Below are 18,895 nucleotides of genomic sequence, written 5' to 3'. Positions count from 1 at the left end.
CTCGCGCCCATGTCGATGGGGCAGAATTGCCGGGGTGTCGACACCGCCGCCGCAACGCCCCGGACAACCTGGTTGGCGCGGTCGGGGAGCGCCACCGCCCGACCCCGCGACCCAGCGGCTGCGGCCGCCCGAGCCGCCGACCGAGCGGCTGAGGCCGCCTCCGGCGCAGCGACCGGGCCAACCCGAACCGCCGACCCAGCAGCTGCGCGCTCACCGGCCCCCGGCCGACACCCCGGCCACCGAGAAGATCACCCGTCAGCGTCCGCCGACAGCGGGCGAGCGCCCACGGAAGAAGCCGCGGCGCTGGCAGGCCATCGTCCTGGTCGCGGTCATCGTCGTCGCGCTGATCGCAGGCGGACTGGCCGGCGCGGAACTGTATGCCCGGCACCGGGCGGGGACCCTGCTGGCCGACGTCACGCAGTGCGTCGTGCAGGACGGCGCCACCATCTCGTTCGGGGTGAGTCCGCCGTTCCTCTGGCAGCACATCACCGGTCACTACACCAACATCTCCGTCGACACCGCCGGTAACCAGGTGCAAGCCGCCAAGGGGATGACGGCAGACGTGAGCCTGTCCGATATCCGCCTGCAGGGCGATGCCAAATCGAAGGGCACCATCGGATCGCTCACCGCCACACTGTCCTGGACCTCCGCCGGGATCAAGAACACGGTGGCCGAGAACCTGCCGTTCGTCGGCGACCTGCTCACCGACGTGCACACCGACCCCGCCGCAGGCACCCTCATCCTCGAAGCCGCCGGTGGCACCAGCATCACCGCCAAGCCCGTCGTCACCAACGGTGACCTGAACCTGCAGGTACTCGATGCCACCGGCCCGTTCTCGAAGGACGCCGTGCAGTCGGCACTCGACGGGCTCACCAAGAAGCTCAACGACAACTATCCGCTGGGTATCCACGCCGACAGCGTCGAGGTGACCAGCACCGGTGTGGTCGGCAAGTTCTCCAGTCAGAACGCGTCAATTCCCAACGGGGAAGCCAACTCCTGCTTCGCGAGCATCTGAGACCGGCACGTGAACATCTGCGTCTTCCTGTCCGCCGCGGACCTCGACGAGCGCTACACCGGGCCGGCGCTGGAATTCGCCGAACTGGTCGGTGCCCGCGGAAACACGTTGGTGTGGGGCGGATCCGACACCGGGTTGATGAAGGTCGTGGCCGACGGCGTGCGTGCGGGCGGGGGCCGGCTGGTGGGCATCTCGGTGGATTTCCTGCGCCACAAGGCAAAAGCCGATGCCGATGAGATGGTCTTCACGCGTGACCTGGCCGAGCGCAAGGCGACGTTACTGGCCCGAAGCGACGCCATCGTGGTGCTGGTCGGCGGCCTGGGCACAATGGACGAGCTGACTGAGATCCTCGAACTACGCAAGCACGGCAGGCACGACAAACCCGTCGTGCTGCTCAACACCGCCGGCTTCTACGACGGTCTGCTGGTGCAACTGCGCCGGATGGAGCAGGACGGATTCCTACCGATTCCGCTGGACGAGTTGGTGCACATCACCGATGACGCGAACGACGCGCTGGCGTACCTGGAACGTGCCCTGACAGGTTGATATGACCACGTCCCCGCGGCGTCCACCAAGAAATTGACGTTTGTGCAGTCCTGCATCGGGTATCACCCCCGTGCAGGAGGTCAGAAATGCCTACATGGAGTTGGATCGTCATCGCGGTCGTCGTCCTGATCATCGTGGTGCTCGCAGTGATCGCCGGCGCATCGATGATGCGCAAGAAGCGCAGTGACAGGTTGAGGGAGCAGTTCGGGCCGGAGTACGAGCGGGCCGTGGACACCGCCGGAGGCCAACGCGCGGCGGAAAAGGAACTTCTCGCCCGCGAGCGCAAACACAACAAGTTGGACATCAGTGAGCTGACGCCGCAATCACGGGCGCGATACGAGCAGGCGTGGGAGGCGACCCAGGCAGGGTTCGTGGACAATCCGTCGAAGGCGGTCAGCGAAGCTGATCGACTGGTGACCGAGGTGCTGCGCGAACGCGGTTACCCGATAGACGATTTCGAGCAGCGGGCGGCTGACATCTCGGTGGACCACCCCAAGGTCGTCGAACACTATCGGGCCGGGCACATCCTGCACCTTGCCCAAGAGCGCGGTGAAATCGGTACCGAGGCACAACGTGAGGCGATCGTGCACTACCGGACACTCTTCGAGGAATTGCTGCGGCCGGACCACGAAACACGTGAAACGCACGAATCACCGGTCGAGCGAGAGGCAGGTACCGACCCGACGAAAGGGGCGCGAGCATGACCGCCCACGACGAGCAGGCCGCGACCGGCTGGCCTGAACCCGTGCCCGCTTACGAGGACGATTCTGCCGCCACAGACGCGCCGATCGACGACAACACGTTGTTGTTCGCCGACGAGCATCGGTCAGGACTGCATTCGCGCTGGAACGCAGTTCAGGCGGCCTTCGTCGATGACCCGAAGCAATGTGTGCAGAATGCCGACAGTCTGGTGGCAGAAGTGGTCGAAGAGCTGAACGCGAGCTTCGCCGACACCCGCTCTCGACTGGAAGCGCAATGGGCCCGCGGCGAGGAGGCCTCGACCGAAGACCTCCGGGTCGCGCTGACCCGCTACCGCGATTTCTTCGAACGGCTCCTGTCGGTCTGAGGCGGTTACAGGATGTCGAGGATGCTGTTCTTGAGCGTCTCGGAGTCTGTGCCGAAGACCGCCTGCACGCTGTTGCCGACCTCGATCACACCCGCTGCGCCCAGTGCGCGTAGCCGGTCCTGATCGACCTTGGTCTTGTCCGCGACGTCCATTCGCAACCGGGTGATGCAGGCGTCGACGGTGACCAGGTTCTCCCGGCCACCGAATGCCTCGATGAGTTGCTCGGCCTTGCTGTCGGTCCGAGTCAGAGTCTCGACCGCACCGGCGGACGCCGGGTCGCCGAGATTGGCGGCCTGCTCGGCCTCGAACTCGGCCTCGGGTTCACGACCCGGTGTGCGCATGTTCCACTTCGTGATCGCGAACCGGAACAGCAGGTAATAGACGACGAAGAACACCAGACCCATACCGACGAGCAACGGAATGTTCTTGGCTGCCGGCGCCGTGCCGTAAAGGAGCAGGTCGACCAGGCCGGCGGAGAACGAGAAACCGAGATGGATGTCGAGGAGATAGGCGATCGCCAGCGACAGACCCGTCAGCACGGCGTGCACGACGTAGAGCGGGAAGGCCACGAACATGAACGCGAACTCCAGCGGCTCGGTGACGCCGGTCAGAAATGCCGTCAACGCCGCCGCCGACAGAATGCCGACCGCGACTTTGCGCTGCTTCTTGTTCGCCACGTGGATCATGGCCAGCGCGGCGGCGGGTAGGCCGAACATGAGGATCGGGTAGAAGCCTGAGGTGAGGTGTCCAGCGGTGGGGTCGCCTGCGGCGAACCGGGTCAGCTCACCGGTCACCACCTTGCCGTCGGGCGTCTGATAGTCGCCGTAGAGAAACCACACATAAGAGTTGGGGATGTGGTGCAACCCCAGCGGGATCAGCATGCGGTTGGCGAACCCGTATACGAATGCGCCCAACGCGCCGGAACCGCCGATGAACCGGCCGAGGCCGGTCAGGCCTGCGTCGAAGATCGGATAGAAGTAGCTCATCGCGAACGCGATGAACAGGCAGGCCAGTGACACCGCGATCGGGACGAACCGTCTGCCGCCGAAAAAGCCGAGATACGACGGCAATTCGATGGTGTGATACCGGTCGAACAGCCACGCGGTGACCAAGCCGACGATGATGCCTGCGAACACGCTGTAGTTGATCTGGGCCTGCTCCCCGGCTTTGTCGACCTGACCGGCGAGGACGATCGGCGACATGGTCTTGAACACCGCGGACGTCACCAGATAGCCCACCGCGGCCGCCAGCGCGGTGGATCCGTCGGCCTTGCGGGCGAATCCGATCGCAACGCCGATCGCAAAGAGCAGGGGCAGATTGCTGAACAGGGCGTCCCCTGCGGCACTCATCGACTTGAAGAACGGTCCGATCACCGGCGCGTCGATCCGGCCCAGCAGGTCGGGCTGGCCCAGCCGCAGCAGGATCCCCGCTGCGGGCAGCACGGCGATCGGCAGCATGAGGCTCTTGCCCAGCCGTTGCAGCTGGGCGAAACTGCGTGCTGCTGCAGTCGATTTCTCCGGTGTCCCGCCAGGTTTCGTGGTATCGGTCATGGGTGCGTCGCCCTCCTGGTCGCCTGTGCGGTCGCCGAGTTGGTCGGAAGCTTAGACGAGACGGCATGCGACGCTCGTAAGGTTGCGGCCACAAACAAAAAAGGAGACCACGCGTGAGTACCACGACAGTGCTGGCCCCCGTCGCCGGGCGCGCGGTCGCCCTCGGCGACGTCCCCGATCCGGTCTTCTCGGCCGGAATGGTCGGTCACGGCGCAGCGATCGACCCCGGACCTCGAGTGGTGGATGCCATCGCCCCTGTGAGCGGAAAGTTGCTGAAACTGATGCCTCATGCGTATGTCTTATTGACCGAGGAGAAAGTCGGCGTCCTGGTCCATCTCGGCCTCGATACCGTGGCGCTGGGCGGCGAGGGCTTCACTGTCCACCTCAATCAGGGTGATGATGTCGCCGCGGGGCAGGTCGTCATCACCTACGATGCCGCGTCGGTGGCCGAAAAAGGACTCAATCCCATTGTCCCCGTGGTGATCATGGACGAGCGCGAGGCCGCCAACATTGCCGTGTCCGATGCTGTGCGGACAGGTTCGGAGATTGCGTCGGGGGCTGTTCTTTTCACCGCGAACAAGTAATCTCCCCGGCAGTCCCGCTGCCCAGAACTGGTTAACTGCGCAAACATTCGAGATGCGGCGTCGAAGTTCAGCCGATACACAGATTTGCGCGGGCGTAATGTCGGCCCGGCACACCGGCGCACCTTGGGGGTACGCATTGGCGGATTGGCCGTTCGTCGCACGGGATACGGAGCTCAGCGAAGCCTCGCTGGCGCTACGTGACCCCTCGCGCGGTGTCGTCCTCGTCGGGCCCGCCGGTGTCGGCAAGACAGCGCTCGCCAGAGTCCTTGCGCGAGAGTTGCAGAGCGAGGGACGCTGCGCGCGATTCGTCCTCGGTACCGAGACCGCGCAGGCGGTGCCGTTCGGCGCGTTCCATCATGCGCTGCACCTCACCGATGCACGTGAGCCGGCCGTCATGCTCGGCGCGGCACAGCAGGCCCTCGCCGATCCCAGCCTGGTCATCGTCGTCGACGACGCCCAGTACCTCGACCCGCTGTCTGCTCTGCTGGTTCAGCAGCTCGCGGTCAACGGGGAACCGACGCTCATCGTCACCATCCGCTCGGGTGCGGCCCCGGCGGACGCGGTCACAGCACTGTGGAAGGAACAGCTGCTGGCCCGTCTCGACCTGGAACCGTTCACCCGCGAGCAGACTGCCGAGCTGGCCGCGGCGGTGCTCGGCGGTGACGTCGACGATCGGGCGGTCGGGGAGCTGCACCGGTTCTCGTCGGGGAGCCCGCTCTACCTGCGCGGCGTGCTGAATGCCGCACGCGCAGACGGTGCCCTGGTCCGCGACGGAGACCACTGGCGGCTGCGCGGCCGCTTGCGGCCCAGCCCGGACATCCATGAACTGGTGGCGTCGCGGCTGGATTCCCTGCGCCCAGATGAACTCGACGTGGTGGAGGTGGTGTCTGCGGCGCAGGCCCTCGAGTGGGATGTGCTGCTGGACATCTGCCCGCCCGAAGCGGTGACCCGCGCAGAACGTCGCGGTGCGATTCAGGTGACCGCCGATGCGGCGCACACCATGGTGCAGCCTGCGCATCCGATCGTCGGCGAGGTGGCCCGGCGACGGTGCCCGGTGACCCGGTCGCGCCAGATCAATTCTCTTCTGGCACGGCATTTGTCAGCGCACCGGCCGGCCGCTGCCGATGTCCGGACCCGGATCCAGTTGGCCCGGTTCATGATCGCCAGCGATGCCCCCGCGGATCTGGAGACCATCGTCGAAGCTGCTGCCAGTGCGGTGACCATGTCCAATCTGGTTCTCGGCGAACAGCTTGCGCGATTCGCCTTGGAGCACGGCGCCGGTGTGCAGGCCGCGATCGTGCTCGCCGACGCCATCAGCTGGCAGGGCAGGGGACAAGAAGCAGAGGACCTGCTGGCCGGGTTCGACCCGGCCGGCGGCGACGAGTTGACCGTGGTGCGGTGGGGCTGCCTGCGCGCGGCGAACCTCTTCTTCGGATGCGGTCGCGCCGAGCAGGCATCGGATGTCCTGGACATCGTCCGCGCGCGCGTGACCACCACCGCGGCCCTGGGCTTCGTCACCGCGATCGAGGTCAGCTTCGCCTTCTTCGCCGGTGACCTGCCTGCGGCCATCGCTTCGGGAACCAAGGCGATGGCCGCGGACATGCTGCCGATGGCGACGGTGTGGGCTGCGCTGGCCACTGCGGGGGCGCTGGCGCTGTCGGGCCGGTTCGGCGACGTTGCCGCGGTGGTGCAGCAGGGTGAACGGGCTGCCGATTGTTGTGAGTCCGGCCCACAGCGCTACTCGCTTGCGCTCGCCGAGGCCCTGGCCGGTCTCTACGGCGGTGACTTGGCCGCCGTCGACGACGTCGCCACGCGGTACGCCGCGATGACGGCGGGTGCGCTGCAGGCAGAAGCCATCGTCACCGCGTTGCAGGGGCGTCTCGCATTGGCGCGGGGCCGCGTCGCCGAATCGTGCGAGGCCTTGCAGACCTCGGTGTGGGCGATGTCGGAATGCCTGCCGCGGGGTTGGGTCATGCTGGTCGCGTCGTGGTTGGCGCAGGCCGAGGCGCACCGCGGGAACATCGAAGCCGCCGCGGTGGCCCTGGCGCGGGCCGAAGCGGCCAGCGGGCCCCAGGTCGAGGTGTTCCGGCCCGAACTTGAGCTCGCCCGGTCCTGGTTGCAGGCCGCGAGGGGGGAGACCACGTCAGCTCAGCAGCACGCCGTCCGGGCAGCGCAGCTCGCCCGGGGCGGCGGCATGCGCGCGGTGGAACTCACCGCACTGCACACCGCGCTGCGGCTCGGCGACCGCTCCGTGGACGCCAGGATTCAGCAGCTGGCCGCACAGCTGGACGCGCCGCTGTGCGAGCCGATCGCCGCCCACAGCCGAGGAGTGACCGAGCATGACGGCCGATGCCTGGACGAGGCAGCCTGCCGTTTCGAAGAGCTCGGACTACTGGCACTGGCCGCCGACGCGGCCGCGCACGCCGCGCGGGAACACGCGCGCGCCGGGCACCGGGGCAGTGAGCTGGAATCCGCGACCCGGGCGCACTGGCTGGCCAGCCGGTGCGGCCTGGCGACACCGGCGACCCGGCGTGCAGCCGATCCGCTGCATCTCACCGAACGCGAATGGGAGATCGCCAATCTGGTGGGAGCCGAGCTGAGCAACCGGCAGATTGCCGACCGGCTGTGCTTGTCGGTGCGCACCGTCGACGGCCACCTCTACCGCATTTTCGCCAAACTCGGCATCGAGGACCGCGATCAGTTGGCCCGGCTGGTCCGGTTCCGGCCTGCCACCTGAGGATCACGACGCGGTGCCGTCGGCGAGCAGTGTGATGAGCTCGTCGCGGGTGTTGACGCCCAGACGCTGACACGCCCGGAACAGGTGACCTTCCACCGTGCGCACCGACATCACCAGCCGATCAGCGATCTCGCGGTTCGAAAGGCCGGTCGCCGCAAGGGCGATGACCTCCCGCTGGCGCGGGGTCAGCACACCGGTACTGGCCATCGCCCGGTACGCCGGGGTGCGGGCGCCATCTGCGGCGAGCCGGTGCGCGGTGGCGATCGCGCGGCGCTGCCGCTCGCCATGCAGGTGCGGTACGGCCTGCGCCGCGGCGTCGAGTGCCGCGACCGTATCGCCGATCACCGCATAGCCGTTCGACGCGCTCAGCAGCCGAGCGCCGTCCGCCCGGCGCAGCGCGGTGGCATGTTCACGTGCCAATCCGGCCCGCGGGCCCTGCACCACTGCGGCCAGTTGTCCGAGCCGCTCCACGGTTTCGGTTGCGCCGAACTGGGTTGCGGTCTGCAGGCACCACAGTTCCTGCGCCGGCCTGCCCTGGGTGCGCGCAGTCCTGGCGGCGCCGATCGCGAAAGATATTGCGCGGCTCCGCGATCCATGTACTGCTTCGAGCCATGCCTGGGTCAGGAGCATGTCCGTACGCCAGATGTGCGAGTAGTCACCGAAGTAACGGAACCTCTCGGCGTCGGTGGTCCGGGCGCCCGCCAGATCACCGCACATCGCCAATGTCATGGTCAGCCACATCCCGGCGAGTTCGCGGATGACACCCGACTGCGCATCGAACACCGAACCGGTGGCCAACGATTCCCGCAGCCAGCGCTGCGCGGAAGCCAACCGGCCACAACACAATTCGGCATATCCGAGGATGACCGCGGTGAACGAACGCGAGACCACGACGTCGAGCGACTGCTGTCGCAGCCTGTTGGCGATATCGGGGATGCGCTCCTGGGTGCCTGCCCGGTGCAAGCCGACGATCTCCATCAGGCCGAGACCGAACCGCAGATGCGAGGCTTGCGGGGCCGTTGCCGCCAGTTCATAGCCGGCTGCTGCCGCCTCGGTCATGCGGTCGACGTGACCGAGGTCGCCCAGCCCGCAGACCAAGGCCCAGTAACCGAACATCGCCGCAAGGGGATCGACGTTCTCTGCGGTCAACGCCGCCGTCGCCATGTCCACTGCTTCTCGGGGATGGCCCAGCGCGCTGCGGCACGAGGCATGCAGCGCCTGGTAGGACGGGCCGAGGCCGCAGCTGTCGGCGGCGTCACGCGCCGCGTTCAGCACGGTCTCGGCGCTGCCTGGCCGTGCCAGCACCCAGGACAGGTTGGCAGCCCGCAACAGGGCGATCGACGCGCGTTCGGCGGCATCACCGCCCTCGGCCAGTTCCGCGAACATCGTGTCCGCGGCGCCACCCTGCCCGGCGAAAGCCAACATCGTGGCGAGTGCCGCCTGGGCTGCGCGTCCCCCGCCTGCCGCGACCGCAGCCTCGGCCAGGCGGGCGGCGAGGTCGAGGTCGAGCAATTGCAGTGCCGCATTCGCCGCTTCCACCAGGAACGCGGGATCGCCTTGGGTGTCGGAATCCATCAGCAGAACGGCACGCCGCACTGTCTGGACCGCTGATGGTGCGCACAGCTGGCCGATCAGCTCGGCGACCTGGCCGCGGATACCGCGCAGCCGCGCGGTGCCGGCCCGGTTGCGGCGGACCTCCCCGAACAACGGATGCGCCAGCCGTACCTGCCCGTAGTCGACGGAGATCAGGATCCGGTCGCGGGCGTCGTCGATCACGTCGGAGCCGACGAATCGCAGCAGCACCGGCAGTTCGACCGGATCGGAGACGGCGAGCACGTCGAGTGCATCGATGATCCCGTCCGGCTGGTTGCCCATGCTCGCTTCGAGCAGGTCGACGAGCGAGGCGGATAGTCGAGGCGGTCCATCCCACACCCATACGTCGGAGCGGCGCGTCAGCCGGCCGGCCGCGATCTCGTCGGTGACCAGCTGCCGCAGGTACAGCGCGTTGCCGCGGGTGTAGCTGAAGAACCGTTGCGCACTGGACGATTCCAGCGGAGCACCGAGAACCTCGGTGACCAGTGCGCCGACCCCTTCGGTGGTCAACGGGGGCACGGCAATTCGCGGCAACCGGGCACACAGCGCCGCCACCGAATCCGGCAGTGGCTCGCCGTCGCGGACCGTCATGACGACGGCGCCTGCCGCCTGCTCGACGAACCGCTCGACCACCAAGGCCGATTGGTCGTCGAGCAGGTGGGCGTCGTCCACGCAGAGCAGAACCGCAGCTTCGCCGTCGAGGAGGGCGTGGATCACTTCCTGCACCCGCAGCAGCGGGTCCGGGCCACACCGTGCGGTGTAGCCGGCGAGCGCACCCAGCGGGATCGACCGGCCGGTGGCTGTTGCGGCGATCCACCGGACCACCCCGTGTCGTCGCTGGGCGGCGGTGTGTGCGAGTCGGGACTTGCCGACCCCGGCGGGCCCGGTGAGTACCGCGCCGCCATGGGAGCTCAGCGCGGCCGCGATCAGGCGCAGTTCATCCTGACGATCAACCAGTGGCCACGCGGTCGGCACATCCGGATCCTAAGGCCGCGCACTGCGCCGCGCCTGCGGGCACCGACGGTGCCCGCAGGCGCGGGCAGCCGATCAGCCGAACTGTGATCGCACCCCGGCGGCATCGGCGGCCGAGAGGGCCACGGCGGCAAGGTGCTGCGCCTCGCCGGTGTCGACAGCGCGCACAGCGTCCTTGGTGGCCGGTATGGCAGGCGGAGTGACGCTGAGCGCATCGACACCCAACCCGAGAAGCAGTGCGGCGGCACGGTTGTCTGCGGCGAACTCGCCGCAGACCGACACCGACGCCCGTCCCGCGGCGCCTTGACACGTCGCTCGCACCAACTGCAGGACACCAGGATCGAACGCGTCCCCGAGGCTCGCGACGGCGTCGTTGTTGCGGTCGGCCGCCATCGTGTACTGGGTGAGATCGTTGGTGCCGATCGAGAAGAAGTCGACGTGCGGCGCGAACGCCGCGGCTTTGAGGGCGGCGGCGGGCACCTCGACCATCATCCCGACCTGCAGGTCAGCCGCCTGTGGACCGGCTCGGCGGATCGCGTCGTCGAGCACCCGGCGCGCGGAGAACAGTTCGTCGAGGGTGCTGACCATGGGGAACATGATGCTGACCGGCGTATCGTTGCTGAGCCGCGCCATCGCCAGCAACTGGTCGGACAACAGCTGCGAGTGTGCCAGCGCCAGCCGGATACCACGCACCCCCAGATAGGGGTTCGGCTCGGCGGGCGTCGGCAGGAACGCCAACGGTTTGTCACCGCCCACGTCGAGGGTGCGCAGGGTGACCCTGCGTCCCTCAAGGGATTCCGCGATCTTGCGGTAAACCGCGAGCTGCTCGTCCACGTCGGGTGCCTGCTCCCGGCCCAGGAACAGGAACTCGGTGCGGACCAGACCCGCGAAGTCGGCGCCCTGGCTTGCTGCGGCGCGCGCGTCATCGACCGAGCCGATGTTGGCGCCGACCTTGACCGTGACACCGTCCCGGGTGATGGCGGGCTCACGCGTGCGGGTGACGGCCTCCCGGTGCTGCTGCGCGGCAGCGGCGACGCGGGCCTCGAATTCCCGGCGGACGTCGTCGGGCGGATCGACCAGGTATTCCCCGCACGTACCGTCGACGGCCACAGTGGTGCCGTCGGCGATGGCCAGCACAGCCCGTCCGGCACCCACGATCACAGGAATGCCCTTGGCCCGCAACAGGATCACGTTGTGAGCCGTGGCGCTGCCGAATGCCAGCAGTACCGCGGCGACCTGCGTCGGATCGAGTTCGGCGGCCTCGGCGGGAGTCAGGTCGGCGGCCACCAGCACGCCGGTGGCCGCGGCCGTGGGTGCCACCTGCCCCAGCAGGGTACGCAGCACCTGTCCGCCCACGGCACGGACGTCCTCGGCCCGCGCCTGCAGATAGGCGTCATCCACGGCGGCGAACTGATCGGCGACCTCGGTCACCGCGGCTGACCAGGCAGCTGCGGCGTTGTGCCCCTTGTCGATTCGACTCTTCGCCGCGCCGAGCAGCGCATCATCGTCGAGCAGCAGCGCGTGCGCATCGAAGATCGATGCCTCGGCTTCGCCTACGGCACGCGCGGTGTGGGCGCGGACGCCGGCGATGGCGGTACGTACGTCGTCGACGGCTGCGGTGAGGCTGCGCCATTCGGTCGCAGGATCCTCACCCTGGTGTTCGGGAACCTCGATGGTGCCCGCCCGGACCGACCAGGCAGGTCCGATCCCCAGGCCCGGCCCGGCGCCGATCGGTCGGCCTGTCGTTACTGGCCCAGGTGAGGCAGGGGCGGACGGTGTCTCGTCGAAGTGCCTGGCCGCCAGGGCCAGGATGTGCTCGAGCACATCTGCGGCCTGTGGACCGGATACCCGGACCTCGACCTCGTCGCCACTGCGTACGCCGAGCGTGGCGATCTTGGAGAGACTCGCGGCGTCGATCCACGCCGAACCGGTGCGCGGGTTACGGATACGTACCTCGGCGTCGCGGCCGCGGACCTCCTGGACGAGGCGGGCCGCAGGCCTGGCATGCAGCCCGTGCGGGTTGGCGACGACGAACGTCGCGGACAGCCCTTCGACGGCCGTCTCGGTGGCGGCTTGCTCGACGCCGCCGCCCAGCTGAGCAAGCTTTCCGGCAAGCGCACCCGAGGCCTCGGCGGCCACCTCCGCGGCCGGGGCTCCGCCGCCCGCGGCGACTGCGGCCACCACGAGCCCCTCGACGAGGGGAGCCGGGCACAGCACCACCCGCTCGCGCACCTCGTCGTCGAGCAGCTCCAGCGCGAGTTCGGCTGACAGCACGGCACTTCCGAGGTCCATGAGCACGACCGCGCCGTCGCCGTGGTCTGCGGCGGCGATGGCGTCGACGATCGCGACCGCGTCGGTGCCGAAGGTGGTCTCGTCCAGGCCTGCCGCGACCTCGATCTGGATCTGCTTGCCGTGCAACATCTCCTGTGCCAAGTCGACGGCGGCCTCGGCGAGTGGGCGGCTGTGTGAGACGACGACGAGCCCGACGGTCACGTGCCCACCGCCGTCGCGGCGGCACCGATCAGCAATGCTGCCGACGTGGCTCCCGGGTCGATGTGCCCGACGCTGCGTTGTCCCAGATAGCTGGCGCGCCCCTTGCGGGCCACCATGGATTCGGTGGCGTCCCTGCCCTTTTCGGCGGCAGTTGCGGCTTCGGTCAGTGCCTTGGCCAGGTCGGCGCCCGACGCGAGTGCGGCGTCGAGGGCGTCGAGGGCGGGTGCGAGCGCGTCGAACATTGTCTTGTCGCCGGCTTCGGCACGGCCCCGCTGGACGACGCCTTCGACGCCGGCGTGCAACGCCGCGGCGAAATCTGCGCTGTCGGCGCCCATCGTGGGCGCCATGCGCAGGAAGAAGGTGCCGTACAGCGGCCCACTTGCGCCGCCGACAGATTTCACCAAGGTCATGCCGACCTGTTTGCACAACGCGCCGGCGTCGGCCGGTGGTGGGTCGTCGAGCGCGGCCACCACGGCCGTCATCCCGCGATCCATGTTGATGCCATGGTCAGCGTCGCCGATCGCAGCGTCCAGATCGCTGAGATACTGGGCATTTTCGGCGATCAGCCGGGCGAACTCGCGGACCCAGGCGGTGAGTCGATCCAGATCCATGTCAGCATCCTCTCCGCAACGCGGGTGTGTCGACCGGGTGGTCCCACAGCCGCAGCAATTCGTCGTCAGCGCGTAGCAGGGTGACCGAGCAGCCTGCCATGTCCAAGCTCGTGATGTACGGCCCGACGAGCGAGCGCGCGATCTGCACGCCCGCCTTCTCCAGGATGGCCGCCACTTCTGCGTACATCACGTACAGCTCGATCAGGGGCGTGGCACCCATGCTGTTGAGGAACAACACGACCGGGTCCACGCCGGTGAAGTCGAGGTCGGACAAGATGGGTTCGACCAGGAGTTCGGCGACGGCGCGGGCGGGTTGCAGCGGCACACGCTGCCTGCCGGGTTCGCCGTGAATGCCGATGCCGAGCTCGATCTCGGTGTCGGACAGCTCGAACGTCGGGTGGCCGACCGCGGGAACCGTGCCCGACGTCAACGCGACACCCATGCTGCGGGATGCGGCATTGACCCGGCGCGCCACCTCGGCGACTTCGGCCAGCGGCCTGCCCTCGTCGGCCGCGGCCCCGGCGATCTTCTCGACCAGCACGGTGGCGCCGACGCCGCGCCGACCGGCGGTGAAGGTGCTGTCCTGCACCGCGACGTCGTCGTCGACGACGACCGACTCGACCGTGATGCCGTCGGCGGCAGCCAGTTCGGCGGCCATCTCGAAGTTCATCACGTCACCGGTGTAGTTCTTCACGATGTGCAGCACGCCGGCGCCAGCGTCGACCTTGGTCGTCGCCTCGAGCATCTGGTCGGGTACCGGTGAGGTGAAAACCTCACCGGCACAGGCAGCGTCGAGCATGCCGCGGCCGACGAAACCGGCGTGCAGCGGTTCGTGCCCGGATCCGCCGCCCGATATCAAACCGACCTTGCCCGCGACCGGGGCATCACCGCGGTAGACAATGCGGTTGGCGTGGTCGACACGCAGTTCCGGGTGCGCCAGGGCCATGCCGCGAAGCGACTCGGCGACGACGTCGGCGGGATCGTTTATCAGTTTCTTCACAATTCGGCTCCTCAGACTGCGGTCGGTGCTGCGTGGACGGAGATTTTGGCGGTGTCGGCGCGGGTGCGCGAGATCGCGGCGTAGGACAGTGCGGCGAGCGCGCCGGCGAGGAATTCCGCGGCGAGATACACCGGCAGTTGGTGCCAGGCCACCGAGCCGCCGGCGATCTGCTGGACGAGCATGGGCCCGAAGGTCCGGGCCGGGTTGATCGAGGCACCCGTCGTCGGTGCCAGCGGGATGATCGCAGCGAACACGACGAAGCCGATGGCCACCCCGGCAAATCCTGCCGACGCCTTGCGATGTATCACGCCGAAGACGGTGAACACGAGTATGAACGTACCCACGAACTCCGCGAAAAACGCCTGTACGGCACTGATGTCGCCGCTGTAGGTGGCGATGCCCAGCCCGGCGTCTCGCGCGCGCGTGCCCAGTACGCCGAGGATCGCTGCGGCCCCGACGGTTGCGCCGACGAGTTGCGCGGCGATGTAGGCCGGAACGCGGGACCATGGGAACCGGCCGGTCACGGCCAGACCGAGGGTGACCGCCGGATTGATGTGGTTGCCGGAGATGTGCCCGAGCGCGTAGACGGTTGCGACGACGACCGTCGCGAACGCGAAGGAGATCACGCCGAGATCGGCCATGGTGAACGGCGCATGACCGTTGATGATGATGGTCGCGGGTACCGATCCCACGCCGATGAATACCAGGAACGCGGTGCCGAAGGCCTCCGCGGCGAGTTTTTGGGTGATTGACGGATCGTCCATGTCGTGCGCTCCAGGGGTTGGGATGTGACACAACGCTTACCGACTGCGAATCGGCTATCTCGCATCACATTCGACATTATCGAATGTGATCTGGAACATACGCTTATGCTGCTGTGAGCACAAGAGCGTCTTCGCCCACGAGGAGGTCGTCGTGATTCAGGCGGTGGATCGCGCCCTTCGCATCCTCACGGTGCTGCAAGGCGGTCGGCGGATGAGTCTGGGGGAGATCGCCTCGGCGATCGAGCTCGCGCCATCGACGGTGCACGGCTTGGTGCGCACGTTGCTGGCGCACGGCATGGTGCAGCAGGAGCTGGATTCCGGCCGGTACCGACTTGGCCCCGCGACGCTGCGGATGGGCAACGTCTATCTGGACACGCTCGAACTACGGTCGCGGGTCGCGGTCTGGACGGAAGGGCTGGCCCGCCGCACCGGTTGTGCGGTGCGCACCGGGGTGCTGTTGTTCGATGAGGTCGTGGTGGTGGCGCACGAACCGCGTCCCGACGGCACCCGGCAGATGCCCGAGGTCGGCATCGTGATCCCCGCCCATGCCAGCGCGCTGGGCAAGGCGCTGCTGGCCTACGCGGCCGACTATCCGTCAGGGGAGCTGTGCGGTATGACGGGTGAGACCGTCACCGACGCCGCCGAGCTCGCCACCCAACTCGCCCAGATCCGCGGCACCGGCATCGCCACCGAGGCCGAAGAGGCCGTGCTCGGGGAGTGTTCCGTTGCGGCAACCGTTTTCGATGCATCGGGCGATGCGGCGGGCGCGATCGCACTGGTGGTCCCCGCGGCGCGTTGGCCGTTGGACCCTGAGGCCGTCGACGCGCTGCGGGATACCGCACGCACGGTCTCGCGCGAACTCGGCGCGCCGGTGTGGCCGCCTCGCCGCGGATAGCGATCAGGTCAGATGACGGTTGCGCCAGCGCGCGAACCCGGTCGGCAGTTGAATGGCCGACATCACCGCACTCATCGGTGACGCGACCGACTTGACCAGCGTCTTACGGGCACGGGTGACGGGCGGTTTGTCGCCCGCCCACCAGATCGGTTGCAGCAGCGCCGATGTCAGCGGGATCGCGGCGTCGACGCTGTTGCGGCCCCATTCGCACGCGCGGTCGATGGTGGCGATCGACGGCGCAAGATTGACCGGCGAGAGGGTCGGCCCGAAGCGGATGAGGTGATCGGCATAGGGCGCGTTACGCACCATCTGCAGCTGCACGGCCTGCGTGATCGGCACGAGCCACAGATGCCTCGGATCCCACTGCGGATGGAAGCAGTCGAACGCCAGGTAGCAGGCGTTGCGGGTGCCCAACCGCCCATCGCGCACGCGTTTCCACGCCAATTCGATCGGCACATTGCTGGCCGCGCCGCCGTCGACGAGCGCCGCGACGTCGTGGCTCTGGCAGAGCGCGTCCAGGATCGGTTCCATCCGTGGGTCGTTCGTCTCGTGATGCAACACGCCCGGAATCGCCGAGGAGAACGACGCGGCGTCGACGACGTTGAATTCGCGGGTCAAGTCGTCACCGCCGACGACGATCGGCTTCACCACGCGGGAATCGATGAACGCGGCCACCTGCCACATGCGCGCCGCGACCAGGGGACCGATACCCACCGGCAGCATGGGCAGCAGGCGCAGCCCGGCCAGTTCCGGGCGGCGGAACCGCGACGGCAGCGCGGCGAACGACCGTTTGCGCACCCCGGCCACCACGGCGTCGAACGGAATCGCCATGTCCGACATGCGCATCCGCTCGCCATCCGAGCGGCTGAACATGGTGTGCGCGAATGCGTCGAAGCGCAGCGAGAACATGCCGGTCAGTCCGTGCCTGCGACGTAGCCGTTCAGAGCCGAGGATCGCGCGGTAGGACACGGTCTTGGCCCACTCGACGTACTCGTCGATCGGCACGGGTAGCGTGCGCCCGACCACCGCGCCGATGATCGCTCCGAAGGACGACCCGAGCATGTAATCGGGGACATGTCCCTCGTGCAGCAGCCGCTGCATGCCGCCGATGTAGACGAATCCCGCACCGCCGCCACCGCCGAGGACTGTCACCAGTTTCTTGTATCCGACTTCGGAATCCAGTTCGGCCGGCGAGAAGTCGTTGCGGTGTCGCTCGATGAGCAGGTCGCGCTGCTCGGCCTGGTCGTCGGCCAGGCCGGCCAGTGCCTCGCGCGCCGTGGTCAGCGCGGTGACGGCGTCGCGCTCTTCGCGAAGCGGGCCGTGTAGCGCGTCGATGACCCGTGATCGCCACGGGCCCAACTGTGCACCGACCGCGATGTCGCCCCGTCCGCGTATTCCGTTCGGGCCTGCAGCACCAGGTTCGAAGTCGCCCAGCCGGGCGAAGTTCAGGATGTAGCGCAGTCTGCGCAACTCTGCGTCGGTCAGCACGTCGGGATCGGCCAGGGTGAGCCGGATCAGCCGGTTTTCCATCTTCTGCAGCAGCAGGGCGGGCTCGGCGGTCGGCGGTGCCGCGGCTTCCGCCAAGGCGGTGTCGTCGCCTTCGTCGACCAGATCCACCGCCTCTTCGGCGATTTCCGGTGGGGCAGAGCGCCGAGCCAGCCGGCTCAGGACCGCATCCGGCAACGGAAGTTCCATGTCACCGGCCTGCTTCGGTGATCACCTGGAGTCCTCGCTGCCGGTCCTGGCGCCGACGAATTCGAGCAGGCGGGGATCGGAAGAGGTGAACCGCTCGACCTCCTCACCGCCGTCGCACCGCAGCAGTGCGATGGTGATGCTGTCGGCAGTGCGGGCGATCACCTGCCAGTGCGCACCGGAATCCTCCCAGCGCACCAGATCGGCAACGCGACTGACATCCATGCTCCTACCATCGCATGTGATGGCAGCGAAACATCAGATCCGGTTGGCGCGGGTGTATGAGGAACCGGCGCCTGACGAGGGGACCCGGGTACTGGTGGACCGGCTGTGGCCGCGGGGGATCCGCAAGACCGATCCGCGGGTCGGGCATTGGCTGCCTGACGTTGCGCCGTCCACCGAACTGCGGCACTGGTACAACCACCAAGCCGAGCTGTTCGACGAATTCGCCGCCCGCTATACCGCGGAGTTGGAGACCTCGCCGGCTGCCCAGGCGTTTGATGAATTGCGGGACATGGTGAGCAAGGGTTCGCTCACATTGGTGACGGCGACCCGTGAGGTGGAACTGAGTCATCTGGTGGTGCTGGCGAAGCTGCTCTCACCCGGTCGAAGGTAGGTAAACCTACCCTCACTTTCTGCGGTAGGCTCGGCGATCAAATGACCGAGATCGACGACGCGCCCATCCTCAAGCGCGAACTGACCGACATATCCGACGCGGTGCGGGCCGTGGCGGCGCCGCCCACCCCGATCGTGGCCGATCCGTACGCGATCCGGCCGGCCGACCCGGACGCCGACGCCGAGCTGGTGTCGGAGTGGATGAACCGTCCGCACCTGGTCGAGGCCTGGGAATACGACTGGCCGCCCGAGCGCTGGCGGCGTCATCTGCAGGCCCAGGTCGACGGTGACTACTCCCGCCCCTTCATCGGCAGCTTCAACGGCGAACCCGTCGGCTACATCGAGCTGTATCGCGCCGCGAAGGATTCCATCGCACCCCGGTATGCCGCAGAACCCGACGACATCGGCATTCACGCGGCAATCGCCGACCTGCGGTACGTCAACCGTGGCCTCGCCGCGTTCCTGCTGCCGCGCATCGTCGCCAGCGTCTTCGAACTCGAGCCGAACTGCCGGCGCATCATGTTCGACCCGGATCACCGCAACGTCGGGGCCCGCCGGCTCTGTGAGTGGGCGGGATGCACGTTCCTCGGTGAGCACGACATGTCCAACCGGCGCATGGCGCTCTACTCGTTGCCTCGCCCCTGACATGCCGAACGGCCAGTTGTGACACGACTTTTCGGCAGATCGGGTTGTTGCGAAATTGAGCGGTTGATCGGGGGCTTCGGTATGTCTTACCGGGGGTCGGGGGTGGTGGCCGCGATG

At 67.9% G+C, this 18,895-nt stretch carries 17 protein-coding genes; 9 read left to right on the top strand and 8 right to left on the bottom strand.

What is annotated here, in order from left to right:
* Window positions 1-25 precede the first annotated feature (25 nt).
* From BST13_RS18210 to BST13_RS18195, 4 genes are all read left to right on the top strand, one after another.
* Complete coding sequence (locus tag BST13_RS18210) at window positions 26-1,015, top strand: LmeA family phospholipid-binding protein (protein ID WP_170064302.1); 990 nt, start codon at window positions 26-28, stop codon at window positions 1,013-1,015.
* Window positions 1,016-1,024: 9 nt separating this feature from the next.
* Complete coding sequence (locus BST13_RS18205) at window positions 1,025-1,561, top strand: LOG family protein (protein WP_083165433.1); 537 nt, start codon at window positions 1,025-1,027, stop codon at window positions 1,559-1,561.
* 86 nt (window positions 1,562-1,647) lie between these two features.
* Window positions 1,648-2,265 (top strand): hypothetical protein, encoded by a 618-nt coding sequence (locus BST13_RS18200; protein ID WP_083165432.1) that lies wholly within the window; start codon window positions 1,648-1,650, stop codon window positions 2,263-2,265.
* Entirely contained in the window at window positions 2,262-2,627 is a 366-nt protein-coding gene (locus BST13_RS18195; RefSeq protein WP_083165431.1) for a hypothetical protein, read from the top strand. The genes BST13_RS18200 and BST13_RS18195 overlap by 4 nt, the downstream gene beginning before the upstream one ends.
* Before the next feature lie 5 nt (window positions 2,628-2,632).
* Here BST13_RS18195 and BST13_RS18190 read toward each other — a convergent pair whose 3' ends face one another.
* Window positions 2,633-4,177 carry a PTS transporter subunit EIIC gene (locus BST13_RS18190; protein WP_083165430.1) on the bottom strand — a complete coding sequence of 515 codons (1,545 nt, stop codon included), beginning with the start codon at window positions 4,175-4,177 and terminating at the stop codon, window positions 2,633-2,635.
* Between the two features lie 113 nt (window positions 4,178-4,290).
* Here BST13_RS18190 and BST13_RS18185 point away from each other — a divergent pair, with 113 nt between their 5' ends.
* On the top strand, window positions 4,291-4,761 hold the full coding sequence (locus BST13_RS18185; protein WP_083165429.1) for a PTS sugar transporter subunit IIA: 471 nt from the start codon (window positions 4,291-4,293) through the stop codon (window positions 4,759-4,761).
* Between the two features lie 97 nt (window positions 4,762-4,858).
* A complete protein-coding gene (locus BST13_RS18180; RefSeq protein ID WP_211296117.1) occupies window positions 4,859-7,498 on the top strand; it encodes a LuxR C-terminal-related transcriptional regulator in 2,640 nt (879 codons plus the stop codon).
* A gap of 3 nt (window positions 7,499-7,501) precedes the next feature.
* Here BST13_RS18180 and BST13_RS18175 read toward each other — a convergent pair whose 3' ends face one another.
* From BST13_RS18175 to BST13_RS18155, 5 genes are all read right to left on the bottom strand, one after another.
* Complete coding sequence (locus tag BST13_RS18175; protein ID WP_083165428.1) at window positions 7,502-10,066, bottom strand: LuxR C-terminal-related transcriptional regulator; 2,565 nt, start codon at window positions 10,064-10,066, stop codon at window positions 7,502-7,504.
* A gap of 72 nt (window positions 10,067-10,138) precedes the next feature.
* On the bottom strand, window positions 10,139-12,556 hold the full coding sequence (gene ptsP, locus BST13_RS18170; protein WP_083165427.1) for a phosphoenolpyruvate--protein phosphotransferase: 2,418 nt from the start codon (window positions 12,554-12,556) through the stop codon (window positions 10,139-10,141).
* A complete protein-coding gene (gene dhaL, locus BST13_RS18165; RefSeq protein ID WP_083165426.1) occupies window positions 12,553-13,167 on the bottom strand; it encodes a dihydroxyacetone kinase subunit DhaL in 615 nt (204 codons plus the stop codon). The genes ptsP and dhaL overlap by 4 nt, the downstream gene beginning before the upstream one ends.
* Before the next feature lies 1 nt (window position 13,168).
* Window positions 13,169-14,167, bottom strand: a complete 999-nt coding sequence (gene dhaK / locus BST13_RS18160; RefSeq protein ID WP_083165425.1) for a dihydroxyacetone kinase subunit DhaK — start codon at window positions 14,165-14,167, stop codon at window positions 13,169-13,171.
* 11 nt (window positions 14,168-14,178) lie between these two features.
* The gene (locus tag BST13_RS18155) at window positions 14,179-14,931 is read right to left on the bottom strand and encodes an MIP/aquaporin family protein (protein ID WP_083165424.1); all 753 of its coding nucleotides are present in this window, start codon (window positions 14,929-14,931) and stop codon (window positions 14,179-14,181) included.
* A 151-nt stretch (window positions 14,932-15,082) separates the two neighbouring features.
* Between BST13_RS18155 and BST13_RS18150 the strand changes: the two genes are divergently transcribed.
* Window positions 15,083-15,826: an IclR family transcriptional regulator gene (locus tag BST13_RS18150; protein WP_083165524.1), complete on the top strand. Its 744-nt coding sequence runs from the start codon at window positions 15,083-15,085 to the stop codon at window positions 15,824-15,826.
* A gap of 3 nt (window positions 15,827-15,829) precedes the next feature.
* Here the strand turns inward: BST13_RS18150 and BST13_RS18145 are convergent, their stop codons facing one another.
* Together BST13_RS18145 and BST13_RS18140 are read right to left on the bottom strand one after the other, a co-directional pair.
* Window positions 15,830-17,521: a patatin-like phospholipase family protein gene (locus tag BST13_RS18145; protein ID WP_083165423.1), complete on the bottom strand. Its 1,692-nt coding sequence runs from the start codon at window positions 17,519-17,521 to the stop codon at window positions 15,830-15,832.
* A gap of 21 nt (window positions 17,522-17,542) precedes the next feature.
* Window positions 17,543-17,743 carry a hypothetical protein gene (locus BST13_RS18140; protein ID WP_083165422.1) on the bottom strand — a complete coding sequence of 67 codons (201 nt, stop codon included), beginning with the start codon at window positions 17,741-17,743 and terminating at the stop codon, window positions 17,543-17,545.
* 19 nt (window positions 17,744-17,762) lie between these two features.
* On the opposite strand from BST13_RS18140, the gene BST13_RS18135 reads away from it, so the two are divergent.
* On the top strand, window positions 17,763-18,134 hold the full coding sequence (locus BST13_RS18135) for a DUF488 domain-containing protein (RefSeq protein ID WP_083165421.1): 372 nt from the start codon (window positions 17,763-17,765) through the stop codon (window positions 18,132-18,134).
* Between the two features lie 41 nt (window positions 18,135-18,175).
* Window positions 18,176-18,778 (top strand): GNAT family N-acetyltransferase, encoded by a 603-nt coding sequence (locus BST13_RS18130; protein WP_083165420.1) that lies wholly within the window; start codon window positions 18,176-18,178, stop codon window positions 18,776-18,778.
* The last annotated feature ends 117 nt before the right edge of the window (window positions 18,779-18,895 follow it).

The organism is Mycobacterium aquaticum, assembly GCF_002086485.1.
In the GTDB taxonomy this organism is placed as follows: Bacteria; Actinomycetota; Actinomycetes; order Mycobacteriales; family Mycobacteriaceae; genus Mycobacterium; species Mycobacterium aquaticum.
The sequence above is the reverse complement of the archived record's forward strand: the minus strand, read 5'-3'. Positions and strand labels throughout refer to the sequence as shown.

Excerpts from the sequence above, each read along its gene's own strand:
- BST13_RS18200 (WP_083165432.1), top strand. The coding sequence starts at position 1,648 with ATGCCTACATGGAGTTGGATCGTCATCGCGGTCGTCGTCCTGATCATC.
- BST13_RS18195 (WP_083165431.1), top strand. The coding sequence starts at position 2,262 with ATGACCGCCCACGACGAGCAGGCCGCGACCGGCTGGCCTGAACCCGTG.
- BST13_RS18190 (WP_083165430.1), bottom strand. The coding sequence starts at position 4,177 with ATGACCGATACCACGAAACCTGGCGGGACACCGGAGAAATCGACTGCA.
- BST13_RS18180 (WP_211296117.1), top strand. The coding sequence starts at position 4,859 with ATGTCGGCCCGGCACACCGGCGCACCTTGGGGGTACGCATTGGCGGAT.
- dhaL (WP_083165426.1), bottom strand. The coding sequence starts at position 13,167 with ATGGATCTGGATCGACTCACCGCCTGGGTCCGCGAGTTCGCCCGGCTG.
- BST13_RS18155 (WP_083165424.1), bottom strand. The coding sequence starts at position 14,931 with ATGGACGATCCGTCAATCACCCAAAAACTCGCCGCGGAGGCCTTCGGC.
- BST13_RS18145 (WP_083165423.1), bottom strand. The coding sequence starts at position 17,521 with ATGGAACTTCCGTTGCCGGATGCGGTCCTGAGCCGGCTGGCTCGGCGC.
- BST13_RS18140 (WP_083165422.1), bottom strand. The coding sequence starts at position 17,743 with ATGGATGTCAGTCGCGTTGCCGATCTGGTGCGCTGGGAGGATTCCGGT.
- BST13_RS18135 (WP_083165421.1), top strand. The coding sequence starts at position 17,763 with ATGGCAGCGAAACATCAGATCCGGTTGGCGCGGGTGTATGAGGAACCG.
- BST13_RS18130 (WP_083165420.1), top strand. The coding sequence starts at position 18,176 with ATGACCGAGATCGACGACGCGCCCATCCTCAAGCGCGAACTGACCGAC.